This is a genomic window from Actinomycetota bacterium (genome assembly GCA_030682655.1).
Classification (GTDB): domain Bacteria; phylum Actinomycetota; class Coriobacteriia; order Anaerosomatales; family JAUXNU01; genus JAUXNU01.
Genome location: JAUXNU010000130.1, coordinates 1 through 16,081, shown reverse-complemented (window position 1 = coordinate 16,081; position 16,081 = coordinate 1). Strand labels below are relative to the sequence as shown.

Below are 16,081 nucleotides of genomic sequence, written 5' to 3'. Positions count from 1 at the left end.
TCACTCCGGCACCCGCAAGCTCCTGACCTGCGGTAACGCCGACCCCTAGATACACGCCGTGTCGGCGTGTTCGCGCCCGTTTCCACAGCTCAGACCCCGTAAACGTGTACTATTGGCGCAACACAGCTGCGGAACGCAGGTTCACGGGTCCAATCCTGATGCCACCACCTATTTGAGGCGGTCTATCGCTTCCGCAAGCTTGGCTTCCTCGACTTCGCCGACGATCTGATCGCCAACCGACCCGTCCACGTTGAGCAGCACAAACGTCGGCACGTACTGAGCACCGTACTTCTGCATCATCGCGGATCCCTCGGGATCCGTATCGACGTTGACGAGCCGGAACTCCACCTTGCCTGCGTACTTCTCCTCTAGCCTGTCGACCACAGGCTTCATCACTTTGCACGAAGGTCACCAGTCAGTGAAGAACTCATAGAGCACAGGTGTGCTCGTCGCCTGTGGAGTCGATGTCGCCGCCAGACTCTCGCCACGCTCGACCGGGCCATCCCAGGTCAAGATTCCTTGTGCCAGGTGATAGACCGTGGCGAACCCGGCCGCCTGGAGCACACTCAGGGCCTGCGAGGAGCGTGCCCCCGTGGCACAATACACGGCTACCGGCTTAGAGTTGTCGAGCGCGCCCAGACCTGTGGAGAGCTGGTCGATAGGGATGTTTACCGCGCCGGGGACGTGCCCGGCCGCGAATTCGCCCGCCGTGCGTACGTCGAGCACGGTGACTCCCTCGTCTACAAGCGTGGCGAGTTCCTTGGCGTCGATGTTCTGTACTCCCGCGCTCGCGGGCTTCAAGACGAGGAACCCGACAACGGCGATGAGAACTGCGGCTACGATCCAAAGCACCGCTTTCGATTTGTTCATCCGGGGATTCTCCTCCTCACAAGGGGGGCCACATCATACCCCTCGGGGTATCACAGCAGCAACTCTCAGACCATTCCGTTCCTCGCGGGGACAATTCCGGTAGTCTGTACGAGGGGGCCGACGATGACGGGCCCGCGGGTGACGGCATGGCGCCACAACCAAGTGCGCCACGGGATGGGACCTCTGTGACGAATCCGGAAATCGGATACCGGGACGAGCAGCCGCTTCGCGCGGAGCTCCTCACCGTTGAACGGTTGAAGGAGAGAGCGCGCGAACTGGCTTCTGCCCAGCACGCCCGACCGGAAGGCCCGCGTGGCGGAACCCCTCTCATCGAGCTCGTCGAGCGCGCTGCCGTCGAGCTGGCCGAGCATAGCAACACTCTCTCCTCGGCAGTTCGCGCCCAGCAGGCGATATCGCCCGCGAGCGAGTGGCTCCTCGACAACTACTACCTGATCGAGGAGCAGGTCCGCCTCGTTCGGGAGGATCTCCCGGCCCACTACGGCAAGGAGCTTCCCTCACTTGCGGAAGGTGACTACCTGGACTACCCGCGGGTGTACGAAGCTATCGCCACGCTTGTCTCGCACACCGACTCCCGCATCGATGAGGACTACGTGCTGCGCTTCATCGGCGGCTACCAGGACTCTTCGCCGCTCACGATCGGCGAGGTCTGGGCCATCCCGATCATGCTCAGGGTCGCCCTCGTCGAGAACCTTCGGCGCCTGTCGCGACAGGTCGTGCGGGTCCACCAGGACACCTGGCTTGCCGACACGTGGGCCGACAGGCTGCTCATCACCGCGCAGGATGATCCAAGCCAGTTACGCACGCTGATCGACGAGCTTGATGTTTCCCAGACTGCCGCAAGTGCGACCTTCTACATCAGACTCTCGCAGCGGCTGCAAGGGCAGGACGTCGGAGGGGACGCCCTCAACGCCTGGCTGGAGCGCCGGTTGACGGCTGCGGGCATCTCGCTCGAGGACGCCTCACACACTCACCAGCAGGAGCAGGCCGCAGACCAGGTGTCAATCGCGAACTCGATAACATCGGTGCGCTTCCTGGACGCCTACGACTGGAACGCCTTTTTCGAGACCGTCAGTTTCGTGGAGGCAGTACTGCGTCAGGATCCCGCCGGCATCTACGAGCGCATGGACTTCAAGAGCCGCGACCGGTACCGGCACGCCCTCGAGGCGATGTCCAAGCGGTGCGCCCACACCGAGATCGAAGTGGCCGAGGCGGCCGTGAGCTGGGCACTCGACGCCCTCACCCACAACCCATCGGACCCGGTGATCGGACACATCGGCCACTACTTCATCAGCGGCGGCCGGTACGCGCTCGAGAACAGCATCGACTACCGCCCCCACGGCCGGGAGCGCCTGTACCGCGGCCCGCTGCGCCATCACGGTCCGCCGTACTGGGGGCTGCTCGCCCTCAACACCACGCTTCTTGCCGCAGCCCTCGGAGCCTACTCGCTATCCTCGGGAGCAGCGATCTGGCGCATCGCGGTTCTGATGCTCATATCGGTGATCCCCCTAAGCGACCTCGCGATCAATCTCACCAACCACGCGTCGGCATGGGTGTTTCCACCCCGTGTCCTTCCCAAGCTCGATGTCATGGAACCACTCTCGCAGGCTCATCGGACGCTCGTCATAGTGCCGGCGCTCATGTCCTCGGTCGGAGCCGTACGCAGCGTGCTGGACAACCTCGAGATCACGTACCTCGCCAACCGTGACGACAACATCGCCTTCGGGCTCCTTGGCGATTTGAAGGGGTCGTCATCTCAGCGCGCCAAGGAAGACGGCGCGATCATCGAAGCCGCGATCGATGGCACCGAAGTACTCAACGACCGGTACGAGCGCGAGCATGGGAGACGCCCGTTCTTCGTCTTCATCCGGGGCCGGCGACTCAACGAAGCCGAAGAGACCTGGATGGGCTGGGAGCGCAAGCGTGGAGCGCTCATGGAGCTTAACCGGCTGCTCAAGGGCTCGTCCGATGTCAGCTTCACGCATCAAGAGGGCGACGAGCCGTTCCTGCGCGATGTCACGTTCGTCTTGACGCTCGACGCGGACACCCTCCTGCCGCGAGACGGCGCACGCAAGTTGGTGTGCACGATCGCTCACCCGCTCAACCGCTCAAGAGTCAACCCGGGCGATCCGCGCGTCGCCCGCGGTTATGGCCTCGTGCAGCCGCGGGTGGGAATGTCGCTGCCCGCGTCGAGCAAGTCGTTCTTCGCGTGGTTGTACTCGGGAACGACCGGCATCGATCCGTATGCCGGGGCAGTCTCCGACACCTACCAGGACGTCTTTGGCGAAGGAAGCTTCACGGGCAAGGGGATCTTCGAGGTCGGCGTGTTCAACGCGATCCTGGAAGACAGGCTTCCCGAGAACACGCTGCTATCGCACGACCTCCTCGAGGGATGCTACCTGCGCACGGCGCTGGCGTCCGACATCGAGGTCCTTGACGACCATCCTTCCAACTACCTGTCGCACGTGTCCCGACTTCACCGCTGGGTCCGCGGCGACTGGCAGACGCTCCCATGGCTGTTCCCGCGCGTTCCGATTTCGAGCGGCCAGACCGAACGAAACCCGCTCTCGCCCCTCCACCGATGGAAGATCATCGACAACCTCCGGCGCAGCCTCGTCCCGCCAACCCTCCTGCTTCTGATAGCGGTGGGGTGGGTTCTTCTGCCCGGACCTGCGTGGACCTGGCCGCTCGTGATGATGCTCGTGCTCCTGTTCCCGGTCTACTTCGCCCTCGTCGACGCCATGTTGTTCCGTCCGCGTTCCATTTCGTTCTCCGCAGCTGCGGGCTTGATCTGGTCGGACTTCACTCGCGATTCGGTGCGCGCGCTGCTCGCCCTCGTACTCCTGCCGCACCAAGCATGGCTTATGACCGACGCGATCGTCCGTGCGCTGTGGCGCATGGGCGTCTCCCGTCGGCTGCTGCTCGAGTGGGAGACCGCAGCCGACGCCGACCGGCGCGCCGGGTCGACGCTTCCTGCCTTCATCCGCAAGCTCGGTCCCTCCTCGGCCTTCGCGATCGCGCTCGTGCTCCCGGGCACAGCTCTCGACCCGGTTCGTCTGATCCTGGCGATCCCGCTGGCGGCCACGTGGGCACTAGCCCCGTACGTCGCGTGGAGAGTCTCGCGCACGAAGGAGCACGTACCAGAGGTGCTCACCGAGAGGGACGTAACGACCTTGCGCCGCACGGCCCGACGGACATGGCGCTTCTTCGAGACCTTCACGACCGCGGAAACTCACTGGCTGGCTCCAGACAACTTCCAGGAAGTCCCTGGTCAGCGCATCGCCTACCGGACCTCGCCGACGAACATCGGCCTGCAGCTCATGTCCTATCTGACGGCGTATGACCTTGGCTACATCACCCTGGACAGACTGACGGCCTGGTCCTCCGATACGCTGCACGCGATGGCCGGACTCGAGCGCTTCCGCGGTCACTTCTACAACTGGTACGACATCCTGACCCTCCAGCCGCTTCCTCCGAACTACGTCTCCACGGTGGACAGCGGCAACCTCGCCGGACATCTGCTCGTGCTGCGCATCGGTCTCCTCGAGGCTTCGGAGGCACCTCTCGTTGACGGGCAGGTTCTCGCCGGGCTCGTCGACACCGCATCGATGGCCGTGGAGGACCTCTTCGAGGAGCGCGACGACATCGGCCCCTCGGACATGCTTGCCGACGTCCGCGAACAGCTCGAGCAGCTCGCGCGCGATGCGGGCCTCGCCGAGACTCCCGAGAATCTCGGTGCCTGGCGCGCGTTGCTCCAACGCCTGTCCACGTTGTCCGGCTCCGCTGTCCGGATCGCAGCGGACCTTGCTGCGGCCGACCCCTCGGCCAATGCCGGCGTCCGGGATTCCTCGCATCCCGCTACGCCACTCACGCGAGCGCATAACGCGGTCGCGTGCGTTCACGACTCCGCCGAAGAGGCGCTGACCCTCGTTGAGCGTCTGGCCCCGTGGGCCGAGCTGGTGGAGCACGTGCCGCAGTCGGTGCTGGCAGACCCGCGATGCGAAGAACTTGCTCCGCTGCTCGAATACGTGCCGAGCCTCGTCGGCCTGGCCGAAGGCCTCATCGAGACGGTCGAGGCGCTCGATTCGCTGGCCAAGAACGCGCCCGGAGCAACGGAGACCGAGCGCGACATGGCTGCAGCGTGGGCCCACAAGACGCTTGACCGCATCATGTCGCCGCGCTCGTTGGCCGCGGAGATGCTCGGCCGGTTGCGTCTGGACGCAGACATCGCCCGCGAGATGTGGGAGCACACAGACTTCCAGATGCTCTTCGACAAGAACCGGCTGCTCTTCGCGATCGGCTACAACACCGCCGAGGGGCGCCCTGATCGCTCGTTCTACGACATGCTCGCATCGGAATGCCGACTCGCCAGCTTCCTCGCCATCGCGAAGGGTGACGTCCCCCAGGAGCACTGGTTCAGGCTGGGTCGCGCCATCACGGCCACCGGCGGCGGACGGGCGCTGCTCTCCTGGAGCGCCTCGATGTTCGAGTACCTGATGCCGCTGCTTGTCATGCGAAGCTGGCCGAGGACACTCCTTGACGAAACGTACACATCGGTCGTACGTCGCCAGATTCAATACGGCAACGAGCGCAGCGTGCCGTGGGGCGTTTCCGAGTCGGCGTTCAATTCAAAGGATGCTGAGCTAACCTACCAGTACCAAGCGTTCGGGGTGCCAGGCCTCGGGCTCAAGCGAGGGCTCTCCGACGATGTCGTTGTGGCGCCCTACGCAGCGATTCTAGCCCTACCCATAGCCCCGCGAGCAGTGCTCAGGAACCTCGATGTGCTCACCGAGCAAGGCGCCCGCGGACGCTACGGCTACTACGAGTCTATCGACTACACGCCCGGCCGGGTCCCCGCCGGGCGCCGCCGCGCGGTCGTGAGATCGTACTTCGCCCATCACCAGGGCATGAGTCTTGTTGCGTTGGGCAACCAGCTGACCGGCAATCGTATGACAGAGCGCTTTCATGCCGACCCGATGGTGGTTTCCGCAGAGCTGCTGTTGCAGGAACGCGTTCCGCGCGGCATCGAGCTGGCCCACCCACACGTGGAAGAGGTGCAGTACGTGCGGTCGGTCAGGGAGTTACCCCCCCTCGTCACGCGTGCGTACCCGCTCTACGACACGCCCGTTCCCGCAACCCACTTCCTGTCGAATGGTTCATATTCGGTCATGGTCACCAACGCCGGTGGCGGCTACAGCAGATGGCGCGGCCTCGCGGTATCGCGCTATCGCGAGGATGTCACACGCGACTGCTGGGGCCAGTTCTTCTACCTCCGCGACACCGGGGACGGAATGCTGTGGTCCGCGACCGGGAACCCGTGCCCCTCGCGACCGGACGACTACCATGCGACGTTCTCGGCGGACAAGGCCGAGTTTCGTCGCCGCGATGGCGACATCGAGACGCACACCGAGGTCTCCGTATCACCCGAAGACGATGTCGAGATCCGTCGAATCACCGTGACGAACCGTGGTCGCAAGACCCGAGAGATCGAGGTCACGAGCTACTTCGAGGTGGCGCTGACATTCCAGGATTCCGACCAGGCGCACCGCTCGTTCTCCAACCTCTTCGTTGAGACTGAGGCGATCGAAGAGCACCACGCGCTCCTCTTCTCCAGGCGCCCGCGCTCCGCCGATGAGCATCGGTACTGGGGCTTCCACGTGATGGGGTGCGATGCCTCTGCACCGTGCGACTGGTCCTTCGAGACCGATAGGGTCAGGTTCCTCGGAAGGCTGCGTCAAGCCGACGAACCAGTCGCTGTTGGCGCCGATCGTCCACTGTCGGGCACGACCGGCGCAGTACTGGATCCCGCCTGCGCCATCAGGCGAGGTGCTCAGATCGGCCCCGGCGAAAGCGCGCGGTTCGTCTACGTCACGGGTGTGGCCGATAGCCGGGAAGCCGCGCTCCGCCTCACAGACAAGTACCACGACATCCGCAGTGCACAGCGCTCTATCGACCTCGCCTGGACTGCCTCTCAGATAGAGCTGCGAGACCTCGGGCTCACGGCTCAGGAGGCCGTCACGCTTCAGCGGCTCGCCTCGCGCCTCCTGCTGACCGACCCCACCTCCCCGCTCAAGGTCAAACCGGCGGTTGAGAACGGGCTTCGGATGTCAGGCCTGTGGTCACTTGGCATATCGGGCGACCTGCCGATCCTGCTGGTTCGCATCGAGGACCTGGAGCACGCACCCCTGGTGCGACAGGCCCTCTTGGCCCATCAGTACTGGCGTCACAAAGGCCTCGTTTCCGACCTGGTAATCTTGAACACCCGTCCGTCAGCGTACAGTGAGGAACTCGACGAGCGGCTCAAACTGCTCGTGCGCACCGGGCACGCGCTTCAGGTCGTCGACAAGCCCGGCGGCGTCTTCCTCAGACGTGCCGACCAGATGCATCCCGATGTGCTCAACCTCCTGCTCACCGTCGCACGCGCCACGCTCGAAGGGGACGCAGGATCCATCGAGATCCAGCTCAACCGCCGAGGAGAACACCCCGTCGATCCTGCACAGTTGCTGCCGGTAGCCGAGCCAGTCCCTGTACCCTCGGCTCCCTTCGAGCGCCCTGGCCTCTTGTACGACAACGGCTATGGCGGGTTCGACGGTTCCACCGGGGAGTACGTCATCGTCCTTGGCGAGGGAGAGGTCACGCCCGCGCCGTGGGTCAACGTGATGGCCACACCGGAGTTCGGATGCATGGTCTCTGAGGCCGGCATCGGTTGCACATGGGCACACAACAGCCACGAGAACCGCATCACGACCTGGAACAACGACCCTGTCTCCGACGGCTCCGGCGAGGCCACCTACCTGCGCGACGAAGAGACCGGGGAGTTCTGGAGTCCCACCCCTCTCCCGTCCAGGGACTCCGAGCCCTACGTGATTCGGCACGGCAAAGGCCACTCGCGGTTCGAGCACACTTCTCACGGCATCGAGCAGCAGCTCGATTGGTTCGCGTCGACCACCGACCCCGTGCGCATCGTGCGGCTCAAGCTGCGCAACCTCACCGATCGGCCGCGACACATCTCCGCGACCCACTTCGTCGAGTGGGTCCTCGGCAGTTCCCGAAGCAAGGCCCAGCAGCTCGTGGTCACGTGGTACGACGCCGAGATCGAGATGCTCACGGCCCACAACCACTACAATCCCGACTTCCCCGGCAGAGCGGCGTTCCTGGCCAGCGACCGGCCACTCGCCTCCTACACCGGGAGCAGAACCGAGTTCGTCGGCCGCAACCGCCGCCCGTCGGATCCCGTCGCCATGCACCGGTCACATCTTGACGCGCGCACCGGCGCGTTCCACGACAATTGCGGGGCACTCATGATCGCCCTCCTCCTCGACCCCGGTGCCGAGGAGGAGGTGTCGTTCTTCCTTGGCCAGACCGATTCGCTCGACGAGGCACGCGCCGTCGTCGCGCGCTATCGCGAAGACGGCAGCGTGGACCGATCGCTCGCAGAGGTGGGCGCCTACTGGTCGGAGATCCTTGGCACCGTGCAAGTGAGCTCGCCCGATCCCGCACTCGACCTGCTCGTGAACGGGCAGTTGCTATACCAGGCGCTCGCATGTCGCCTGTGGGGACGGACCGCCACGTACCAGTCTAGCGGGGCGTTTGGCTTCCGGGACCAGCTTCAGGACGTACTTGCGATGCTGTACGCGCGGCCAGACCTCGTGCGCGCCCAGATCGTCGAAGCTTCGCGCCATCAGTTCGAGCAGGGCGACGTTCTGCATTGGTGGCAGCCGACCTCAGGCCGAGGTGTGCGAACGCGGATCACGGACGACCGCCACTGGCTCCCGTTCGTCACTTCCGAGTACCTGGCCGCAACGGGAGACGCCTCTGTGCTCGACGAAGTAGTTGCCTTCATCGAGGGCGGCGAGGTCGAATCCGGACGCGAGGACAACTACATGCAGCCCGCCGTCTCCGAGAGAGCCGCGACCGTGTACGAGCACTGCGTGGCGGCGCTTGAGTCCGGCCGCGGGACCGGCCCGCACGGTCTGCCTCTCATCGGAGGCGGCGACTGGAATGACGGCATGAACCACGTAGGCATCGAAGGGCAGGGCGAGAGCGTCTGGCTCGCATGGTTCCTCAACGTCGTGCTCACGCGCTTCGCGCCCGTATGCGAGATGCGCGGCGACCACGAGCGAGCGAGCGACTACCGCGAGTGGGCCCAAGAGCTCGTCGACGCGGTGGAGCGCGACGCATGGGACGGATCGTGGTACCGGCGGGCCTACTTCGATGACGGAACGCCGCTCGGCACGCGCCTGGCCGAGGAGTGCCGGATCGATGCGATCGCCCAGGCCTGGGCCACCATCTCCGGCGCCGGTGATCCCCAGCGAGCCATCGATGCCCTCGACGCCGTCGAAGAGAAACTCGTTCGTCGCGAAGACAGACTCATCGCGCTGCTCGCTCCGCCATTCAACCGTATGAAACACGACCCGGGCTACATCAAGGGGTACGTGCCAGGTGTTCGTGAGAACGGCGGCCAGTATACCCACGCCGCGATCTGGGTGGTTCTCGCCTATCTCCTCCAAGGCGACGGCGACGAGGCCCATGGCATGCTCGACTTGATCAACCCCATCAACCACGCCCGCTCCCTCGAGGACGCCAACCGCTACAAGGTCGAGCCCTACGTGGTAGCCGCCGACGTCTACGCTGCGCCGCCACACATCGGCCGTGGCGGCTGGACCTGGTACACGGGATCCGCAAGCTGGTTCTACCGGGTGGCGGTGCAGAATCTCTTCGGCCTTACCCTCTGTGCCGAGGACGGTATGCGCTACCTGGCGGTGGAACCGTGTATCCCCAGGTCATGGGAGCGCTATGAGATGTCGTACCGGTATGGGACTTCGACGTACCGCATCTCGGTCCACAACCCACGCGGAGTCAACCGCGGTGTGGAGCGGATCGCCCTGGATGGCGAAGTCGTCGAGGGACTGCGCGTGCTGCTTGCCGACGACGGAGAGACGCACGATGTGGAAGTGGCGCTCCTCGGCGGGTGAGGCGCGAAGCTCAGGCCGCTCAGGCCGTCTTCTCATCGAGAACCCGCGCCACCGGACGTCTCTTCGGTTGCGCTGCGTCGACGGAGAGCGACGCCCCGAAGGCGATCATGACGTGCGCCGCCATCCACCCGTAGTCGACGACGGCGCCGCCTTCGTAGCCCTGGACGGCCGACATCCAGGAGAACGTCGCATCGCTCATGGCGAGGAGCAGCACTCCGGCCGCAACCGCATACCATGGCCACGCGAGACTGCCCGAACCCATGCGCAAGACCACGAGAAGGGCGACCAGTGTCGGCAGTCCCAGCAGAACGATGTCGGCGATCGGATAGAACGCGCTGAGTGCTCTTTCGGCAGCGGAGATCGTAGGATCGGAGAAGACGTAGGGTTGCAGCAAGCCGAACCAGAGCAGACCGAGTCCCACGGCGGCGGCGGCCGACGCAATGGCCGTTGGCCCCTTGAGATCGACGAGCCCACGGAACCCGGAGACCAGTCGGAGGAGCGCCCACGCGAGGAAGAAATACTCCGCGAGGTAGAACAGATCCGGAAGTCCCGGGTACGGCGCTTCGCGTCCGAGACCGACCTCGATGACGGTCCACGCCAAATCGCCGAGCGCGAAAGACAGAACGCCGGCACCCACGAGCGTCCACGTCGTCCTGAGCCGTTCACCAGGGCGCAGTCGCCTCGTTGACAGCAGTACCGCACCTGCACAGAGTGCAACGATCGCGAACGAGCCGATGTCGCTGATGACAACCGCCCCATCAGGCCCCCCGACCCCAAGGGCAATGAGCGTCCTCACGAAGGCCACGAGCCCGAGCCCTCCGAGCGCGACGACATACGAGCGGGTGCTCAACCGCATCACCGCACACCTGCCCGGATGTCGGCCACCACGCTGTCTATCGTGTCTTGGGGAGCGACTGCCGAGAGCAGCTTGCGCGCAGCATTCTCGATGCACGGAAGATCGTCAGGGGTCAGGTCATCCGGGAGTCTGCCTTCTGACAGCGCTCCCGCACGCATGCACGTGTCCGCGAGGGCTCGCCCCACGTAGGGTTCGAGCACTTCGACCGCGACGTCAAGAACGAGCGACACAGCTCCCCCTTTCGGTTTCCCCCTCTATTGTGACGCGCATTGCATAACTTGTCTTAGCCAATCGGGTGAGCGGCGGGCGGCACCTTTCCCCATATCGCGGTCTCCACGAAGCCCGGTTCAATGACCTTGACCCGGATACCGAAGGGTCTGAGTTCGTGCCACATCCCCTCGCTGAAGCCTTCGAGCGCATGCTTGGTGGCGTTGTGACTGTGTTCCCATCATTGGCGGGTGAACACGTCTTGTCCGAAACACACAAACGCCCCCTCATCTGCATGCCGAGGAGGCGTCTGTCATCGTCACTTGGTGGGCCCGGTTGGATTCGAACCAACGACCTCACGGTTATCAGCCGTGCGCTCTAACCAACTGAGCTACGGGCCCAGGGTGCAAAAACGCTTTCGTACCATAGCCCAGCGTCGTCGTGTGCGTCAAGCAACGCCCAGGTCAGCAGGCTCGGACGTCCACGAACACATTTCGCGTCCTTGGCCCGTCGAATTCGCACAGGTAGATGCCCTGCCACCTGCCAAGGGCCAGCGCTGCGCCCGTGACCGGGACCGTGGCACTCGACCCCATGAGACTCGCCTTCACGTGAGCGTCCGCATTGCCCTCGCGGTGGCTGTAGCCCGCCTCCCGCGGCACCATGCGCTCGAGGGCCGCAAGCAAGTCGCGAACCACATCCGGATCCGCGTTCTCGTTGATCGTGATGCCCGCGGTCGTGTGGGGGCAGTAGGCGAGCGCCCACCCGTCGGCGGCGCCTGCTTCCGCCACGGCTGCTGCCACCGCACTCGTGATGTCGACGAACTGCTCCCGCCTTGCCGTCGAGACCTGCAAGCGCTTCATCGGACGCCTCCTCGGGGTTGCCTCATCCCGTATCATAGTGGAACGTACTCTGCTGCAAGGTACTCGCAGAACCTCTAGGGAGGTGGTCGGCATGGTGCACGTCCGTATCGCAAGCCTGAGCGTTGACGCGACTACCAACCAGCCGGTCATCATCTTGCGCCCCATCGCCGACGATCCCGGCGAGGGCCGCCTTCTGCCGATTTGGATCGGCCACACAGAGGCCACGGCCATCCTGCTGGCACTCCAGGGGATGGAGCCGCCGCGTCCCATGACTCACGACCTGCTGAAGAACGTGCTCGACGCCCTTGAGTTCCACGTCGCACGGGTCGAGATCACGCGCGTCGAAGAGGGCACCTACTACGCCGCTATAGTGCTTCGTGCCGAGGAGCGCACGCTCGCCATCGATGCCCGTCCCTCCGACTCCATCGCACTAGCCGTCCGCACGCACTCCCCGATATTCGTCGCCGAGGACGTCCTGGACGACGCGTCGGTTCCGGAAACGGATCTCGAGGAAACCAACCCCGAGGAAGAACTGGAGAAGTTCCGCGAGTTCCTGGAACACGTGGATCCGAACGACTTCCAGTCGTAGCTTCGGCCGGATGCACTTCGCGCTGCTACTCGTAGCGGAGTGCCTCGATCGGGTCGAGCCTTGATGCGCGATACGCGGGATACACGCCGAAGAAGATCCCGACCGCCGCGGAGAACGAGAACGCCAGCATGACCGCCCAAGGCGTGACCTCAGTGGGCACGAACTGCTTGAGCCCCGCCGCTCCTCCTGCGCCAAGCAGGATGCCGATCCCACCGCCGACAATCGACAGCATGACTGCCTCGATCACGAACTGGCTCATGATGTCGTAGGTCTTCGCACCGACGGCCTTGCGAATGCCGATCTCGCGGGTCCTCTCCGATACGGACACCAGCATGATGTTCATGATGCCGATGCCGCCCACCAGCAGCGAGATGCCGGCGATTCCGGCCAGCATCACCGTGAGCGTACCGAGCAGGCTCGAGAGGATCCCGAGTGTCTGCTCCTGCGTGAACACGCTGAATTCCTCGCCGAACTTGGGCCTGAGAACACGCTTGATGCGAGCCTGGATGATGTCGATCTCCTCGGCGTCGGCCGCCTTGATGATGATCATCGTGATGTCCCGCGTGCCAAGGAGCCGCTGCGCCGTCGTCACAGGCATGTAGATCTGGTTGTCCTGATCGCCCGTGATCGTTCCGCCCTGCTCGGCCAGCAGGCCGATGACCGTGAACCTCTGGCCGTTGACGTCCATCGCCTGACCGATGGGATCCTTGTTTGGGAAGAGCTCCTTGCGCACGGTCTCACCGATGACCGCTACGCGGGACGCGGCCAGGACCTCGCTGCGCCGGTAGTCGCGCCCGGAGACGTAGTCCGATGTGAAGACCTCGCCCCCGTGCTCGTTCCCCGCCGCGATCGTCGTACGCAACTCCCGGTTGCCAACCTTGAGCGTCCCCGGTCCCTGGACTACCGGGACGACGATCTCTTGCGGGCCCAAGCGTCTCTGGATCAGGTCGGCATCCCCCAGATTGAACTGCTTGGTCACACTCCCCCCCGGTCCGCCGCTTCCCTGCCCTCCTTGTTCGTAGTTGCCCGGAAACGCGAAGACCAGGTTCGACCCCAGTCCCTCGATCGTGCCGGTGACCTCCTTCTGGACTCCCGTGCCAATCGCCACGAGCAAGATGACCGCGGCAACGCCGATGATCACTCCGAGCATGGTGAGCGCGCTTCGCACCTTGTTGGCGTTCAGTGCACGAAGCGCGATGCGGAAGCTCTCCACCAGATTCATCCGCTGTCGCCGTCCTCGGCCATGCGCCGCGCCTCGTCGCTCGCGAGGACACGGTTCGAAACCGTTTCCGTCTTCACAATGACCCCGTCCATCATGTGAACGATGCGCTTGCCATGACGGGCGATGTTTCGGTCGTGCGTCACGATCACCACGGTGATGCCCTGGTCGTTGAGGTCCTGCAGTATGCCCATTACCTCCACGCCCGAGCGGGAATCCAGGTTGCCGGTCGGCTCGTCTGCAAGCACGATGCTCGGTTGCGTCACAAGGGCGCGGGCTATCGCGGCGCGCTGTTGCTGCCCTCCGGACAGCTGGCTCGAGAAATGCCCGAGGCGATCGCCGAGACCAACACGCTCAAGTGCCTCGCGCGCCATGGCCGATCGTCTCGCACCGGAGATGCCGGCGTAGATGAGCGGGAGCTCCACGTTGGCCTGAGCGGACGTGCGAGGGAGAAGGTTGAATGCCTGGAAGACGAAGCCGATGCGTTTGTTTCGAACGGCGGCCAGATCGTTGGGCGCCATCCGGGACACTTCCTCGCCTTCGACACTGACCGTCCCGGTCGTTGGGCGGTCAAGGAGCCCCACGATGTGCATCAGCGTCGACTTTCCTGATCCGGATGGCCCCATGATGGAGAGCATCTCGCCCTCGCATACAGACAGATCCACGCCCCCGAGTGCATGCACCTCGATCTCGTCTAGCACGTAGCACTTCGTCACATCGCGTGCCTCGAGAACAGCCCGCGACTCAGGACAGTCCGGCGTTGGGGTCTTGTTGTTTGTCCCTGATGCGTCCATCGGCTAGTTGGCGATCCTGATGCGCATCCCGTCGACGAGCTCCGTTGCACCTGAGAGCGCAACCTCGTCACCTACGTCAACTCCAGACAGGACTTGCGCGGTGGTCTCGGTCAGAGTCCCCACTTCGACCTTCGTCCGGACGAGCAGGTTGTCTTCCACGATGTAGACGAATGTCGTGCCGCCCTCGTCGAACAGGGCCTCGACCGGAATCGTAGTGGCCCCCGCTACGATGTTCACCTCGACGTTCGCATCACCCTTCATGCCGATAAGAACGTCGGCATCCGGGGAGCTGAGGCTCAGATGCACGGGAAACACCGTTCCCCCGGTCGCGGTCTGCTTCGCTGCTGACTTGATCTCAGAGACCGTTGTCTCAAATGACTTCTCCGGGAAGGCGTCGAGCATGACCCTCGCCTTCATGCCCAGTTCGATCCTGTCTATGTCAACTTCGTCCACATCGGCGGTGAGGCGCAGCCCGTCGAGGTCGACAACAGTGAAAGGGGCCGCCTGTGGCGCCACGGGGCTGCCGGCGGCGGGCACGGGAACCGATCCATCTGGCCCCGGCGCACCGGAGGGATTGAAGAACACCACTCCATCAATGGGGGCCACGAGCGTCGCCCGGTCCAGATTGTCCTCGGCAAGCACCAGGCCCAGCCGGGCCTGGTCGACAGCCGCTTGGGCAGCAGCCCGCTCCGCCGTCACGCTCGAGCCTTCGAGCTTCGACTGCTGGGCGCGCGCGCTGAGGTAGGCCGCGTAGGCCTGCCTGGCAGCGGAGTCAGCCTGCGCCTCGGCCGACGTTCCGTCGTAGTCCTCGAGACTGGACAGCGCGGCCTTCGCCTGGAGGTAGCCCGCGTACGCCTGATCCCTGGCGCCCTTCGCCTGGTCGAGCTCGGCAAGAGCACTCGGCGACGGGCTAGCACTAGCGTCTACGGATGCCTTGAGCAGGTCATATGCGGGCTTCGCCGAGGAGTAGCCGGTCCATGCGGCGCTAGCCGCCGCCTGCGCAGCAGCCCGGGCGGCGGCCGACGGTCCCGCATCTGCGACAGCGCCAGCCGCTTTCTGAGCGGACAGGTAGCCGGCCCACGCGGCGTCGGTGCCGGCCCTGGCCGCCGCAAGGTCGTCGGAGGACGGTGCCCTGTCGTCGACTCCCGCAAGCTGAGCTTCCGCCTGCGCAAGACCGGCGCTTGCCTGCTTGACCGTCGCCTCGAGGGGGCCCTCTTCCATCCGGGCGACGATCGCCCCCGCCGAAACGGTTTCGCCATCTTTCACATAGACCTCTTCGAGAACGCCCGCTGTCGGAGGATAGATCTCCATCCGGACACCGGACTCAACCAGCCCCGCCGCAGTGATCGTGACGACAAGATCCTCGCGAACAACGGTGGTCGTCTCGACTGCGGCCACCGCCCCCTGCGCTCCCAGAGCGATGACGGCCGCGGTGCCCCCGACGGTGAGCAGGGCGACGACTGCGATGATGATCTTGGTCTTTCGCGACACAAGCTACTCCTCACACTGGACTGTTCGCATTCCGAACGACTGCGGCCCCGAAACTCGTCTTAGGAAGCGTCAAACAACAACTGAGCGGTTGCGGGGATGGATCACATAGTTCCATTCGGGATGGAACTCATCTCGGGTGAGGCTGACTGTCGCCAGTTGGGCGTCTGAGACCCTGACGCCGCGTTGGTAGGAGCGCTCGTCG

General features: G+C 64.6%; 10 protein-coding genes, 1 tRNA gene and 1 pseudogene. 2 read left to right on the top strand and 10 right to left on the bottom strand.

All coding sequences use genetic code 11. The features are described 5' to 3' along the window. Positions 1-168 precede the first annotated feature (168 nt). Together Q8K99_08250 and Q8K99_08245 are read right to left on the bottom strand one after the other, a co-directional pair. Positions 169-393: a thioredoxin family protein gene (locus Q8K99_08250; GenBank protein MDP2182545.1), complete on the bottom strand. Its 225-nt coding sequence runs from the start codon at positions 391-393 to the stop codon at positions 169-171. A gap of 15 nt (positions 394-408) precedes the next feature. Then, a complete protein-coding gene (locus Q8K99_08245) occupies positions 409-870 on the bottom strand; it encodes a rhodanese-like domain-containing protein (GenBank protein MDP2182544.1) in 462 nt (153 codons plus the stop codon). Positions 871-1,055: 185 nt separating this feature from the next. Between Q8K99_08245 and Q8K99_08240 the strand changes: the two genes are divergently transcribed. Then, positions 1,056-9,863, top strand: a complete 8,808-nt coding sequence (locus tag Q8K99_08240; GenBank protein MDP2182543.1) for a glucoamylase family protein — start codon at positions 1,056-1,058, stop codon at positions 9,861-9,863. A gap of 19 nt (positions 9,864-9,882) precedes the next feature. Here Q8K99_08240 and Q8K99_08235 read toward each other — a convergent pair whose 3' ends face one another. The 5 genes and pseudogenes from Q8K99_08235 to Q8K99_08215 all read right to left on the bottom strand — a co-directional run bounded on the left by Q8K99_08235 (position 9,883) and on the right by Q8K99_08215 (position 11,786). Continuing rightward, positions 9,883-10,719 carry a hypothetical protein gene (locus Q8K99_08235; GenBank protein ID MDP2182542.1) on the bottom strand — a complete coding sequence of 279 codons (837 nt, stop codon included), beginning with the start codon at positions 10,717-10,719 and terminating at the stop codon, positions 9,883-9,885. After that, entirely contained in the window at positions 10,719-10,949 is a 231-nt protein-coding gene (locus tag Q8K99_08230) for a hypothetical protein (protein MDP2182541.1), read from the bottom strand. Before Q8K99_08230 ends, Q8K99_08235 begins: the two co-directional genes overlap by 1 nt. A gap of 53 nt (positions 10,950-11,002) precedes the next feature. Continuing rightward, positions 11,003-11,140: pseudogene (locus Q8K99_08225) on the bottom strand (SDR family NAD(P)-dependent oxidoreductase). A 110-nt stretch (positions 11,141-11,250) separates the two neighbouring features. After that, a tRNA-Ile gene (locus Q8K99_08220) sits at positions 11,251-11,327 on the bottom strand. A gap of 63 nt (positions 11,328-11,390) precedes the next feature. Then, a complete protein-coding gene (locus tag Q8K99_08215) occupies positions 11,391-11,786 on the bottom strand; it encodes a secondary thiamine-phosphate synthase enzyme YjbQ (GenBank protein MDP2182540.1) in 396 nt (131 codons plus the stop codon). 91 nt (positions 11,787-11,877) lie between these two features. Here Q8K99_08215 and Q8K99_08210 point away from each other — a divergent pair, with 91 nt between their 5' ends. Continuing rightward, a complete protein-coding gene (locus tag Q8K99_08210; GenBank protein ID MDP2182539.1) occupies positions 11,878-12,375 on the top strand; it encodes a bifunctional nuclease family protein in 498 nt (165 codons plus the stop codon). 25 nt (positions 12,376-12,400) lie between these two features. On the opposite strand, the gene Q8K99_08205 is transcribed toward Q8K99_08210, so the two are convergent. From Q8K99_08205 to Q8K99_08195, 3 genes are read right to left on the bottom strand one after another with little or no spacing between them, the layout of a single operon-like run. Then, complete coding sequence (locus Q8K99_08205; protein ID MDP2182538.1) at positions 12,401-13,597, bottom strand: ABC transporter permease; 1,197 nt, start codon at positions 13,595-13,597, stop codon at positions 12,401-12,403. Next, a complete protein-coding gene (locus Q8K99_08200) occupies positions 13,594-14,388 on the bottom strand; it encodes an ABC transporter ATP-binding protein (protein MDP2182537.1) in 795 nt (264 codons plus the stop codon). The genes Q8K99_08205 and Q8K99_08200 overlap by 4 nt, the downstream gene beginning before the upstream one ends. A 3-nt stretch (positions 14,389-14,391) precedes the next feature. Continuing rightward, positions 14,392-15,879, bottom strand: coding sequence for an efflux RND transporter periplasmic adaptor subunit (locus Q8K99_08195; protein MDP2182536.1), 1,488 nt, complete (start codon positions 15,877-15,879; stop codon positions 14,392-14,394). Between the last annotated feature and the right edge of the window lie 202 nt (positions 15,880-16,081).

Bases quoted from the DNA above. Each gene is read 5' to 3' on its own strand.
- Q8K99_08205 (MDP2182538.1), bottom strand. From the start codon at position 13,597: ATGAATCTGGTGGAGAGCTTCCGCATCGCGCTTCGTGCACTGAACGCC.
- Q8K99_08250 (MDP2182545.1), bottom strand. From the start codon at position 393: ATGAAGCCTGTGGTCGACAGGCTAGAGGAGAAGTACGCAGGCAAGGTG.
- Q8K99_08200 (MDP2182537.1), bottom strand. From the start codon at position 14,388: ATGGACGCATCAGGGACAAACAACAAGACCCCAACGCCGGACTGTCCT.
- Q8K99_08235 (MDP2182542.1), bottom strand. From the start codon at position 10,719: ATGCGGTTGAGCACCCGCTCGTATGTCGTCGCGCTCGGAGGGCTCGGG.
- Q8K99_08215 (MDP2182540.1), bottom strand. From the start codon at position 11,786: ATGAAGCGCTTGCAGGTCTCGACGGCAAGGCGGGAGCAGTTCGTCGAC.
- Q8K99_08210 (MDP2182539.1), top strand. From the start codon at position 11,878: ATGGTGCACGTCCGTATCGCAAGCCTGAGCGTTGACGCGACTACCAAC.
- Q8K99_08245 (MDP2182544.1), bottom strand. From the start codon at position 870: ATGAACAAATCGAAAGCGGTGCTTTGGATCGTAGCCGCAGTTCTCATC.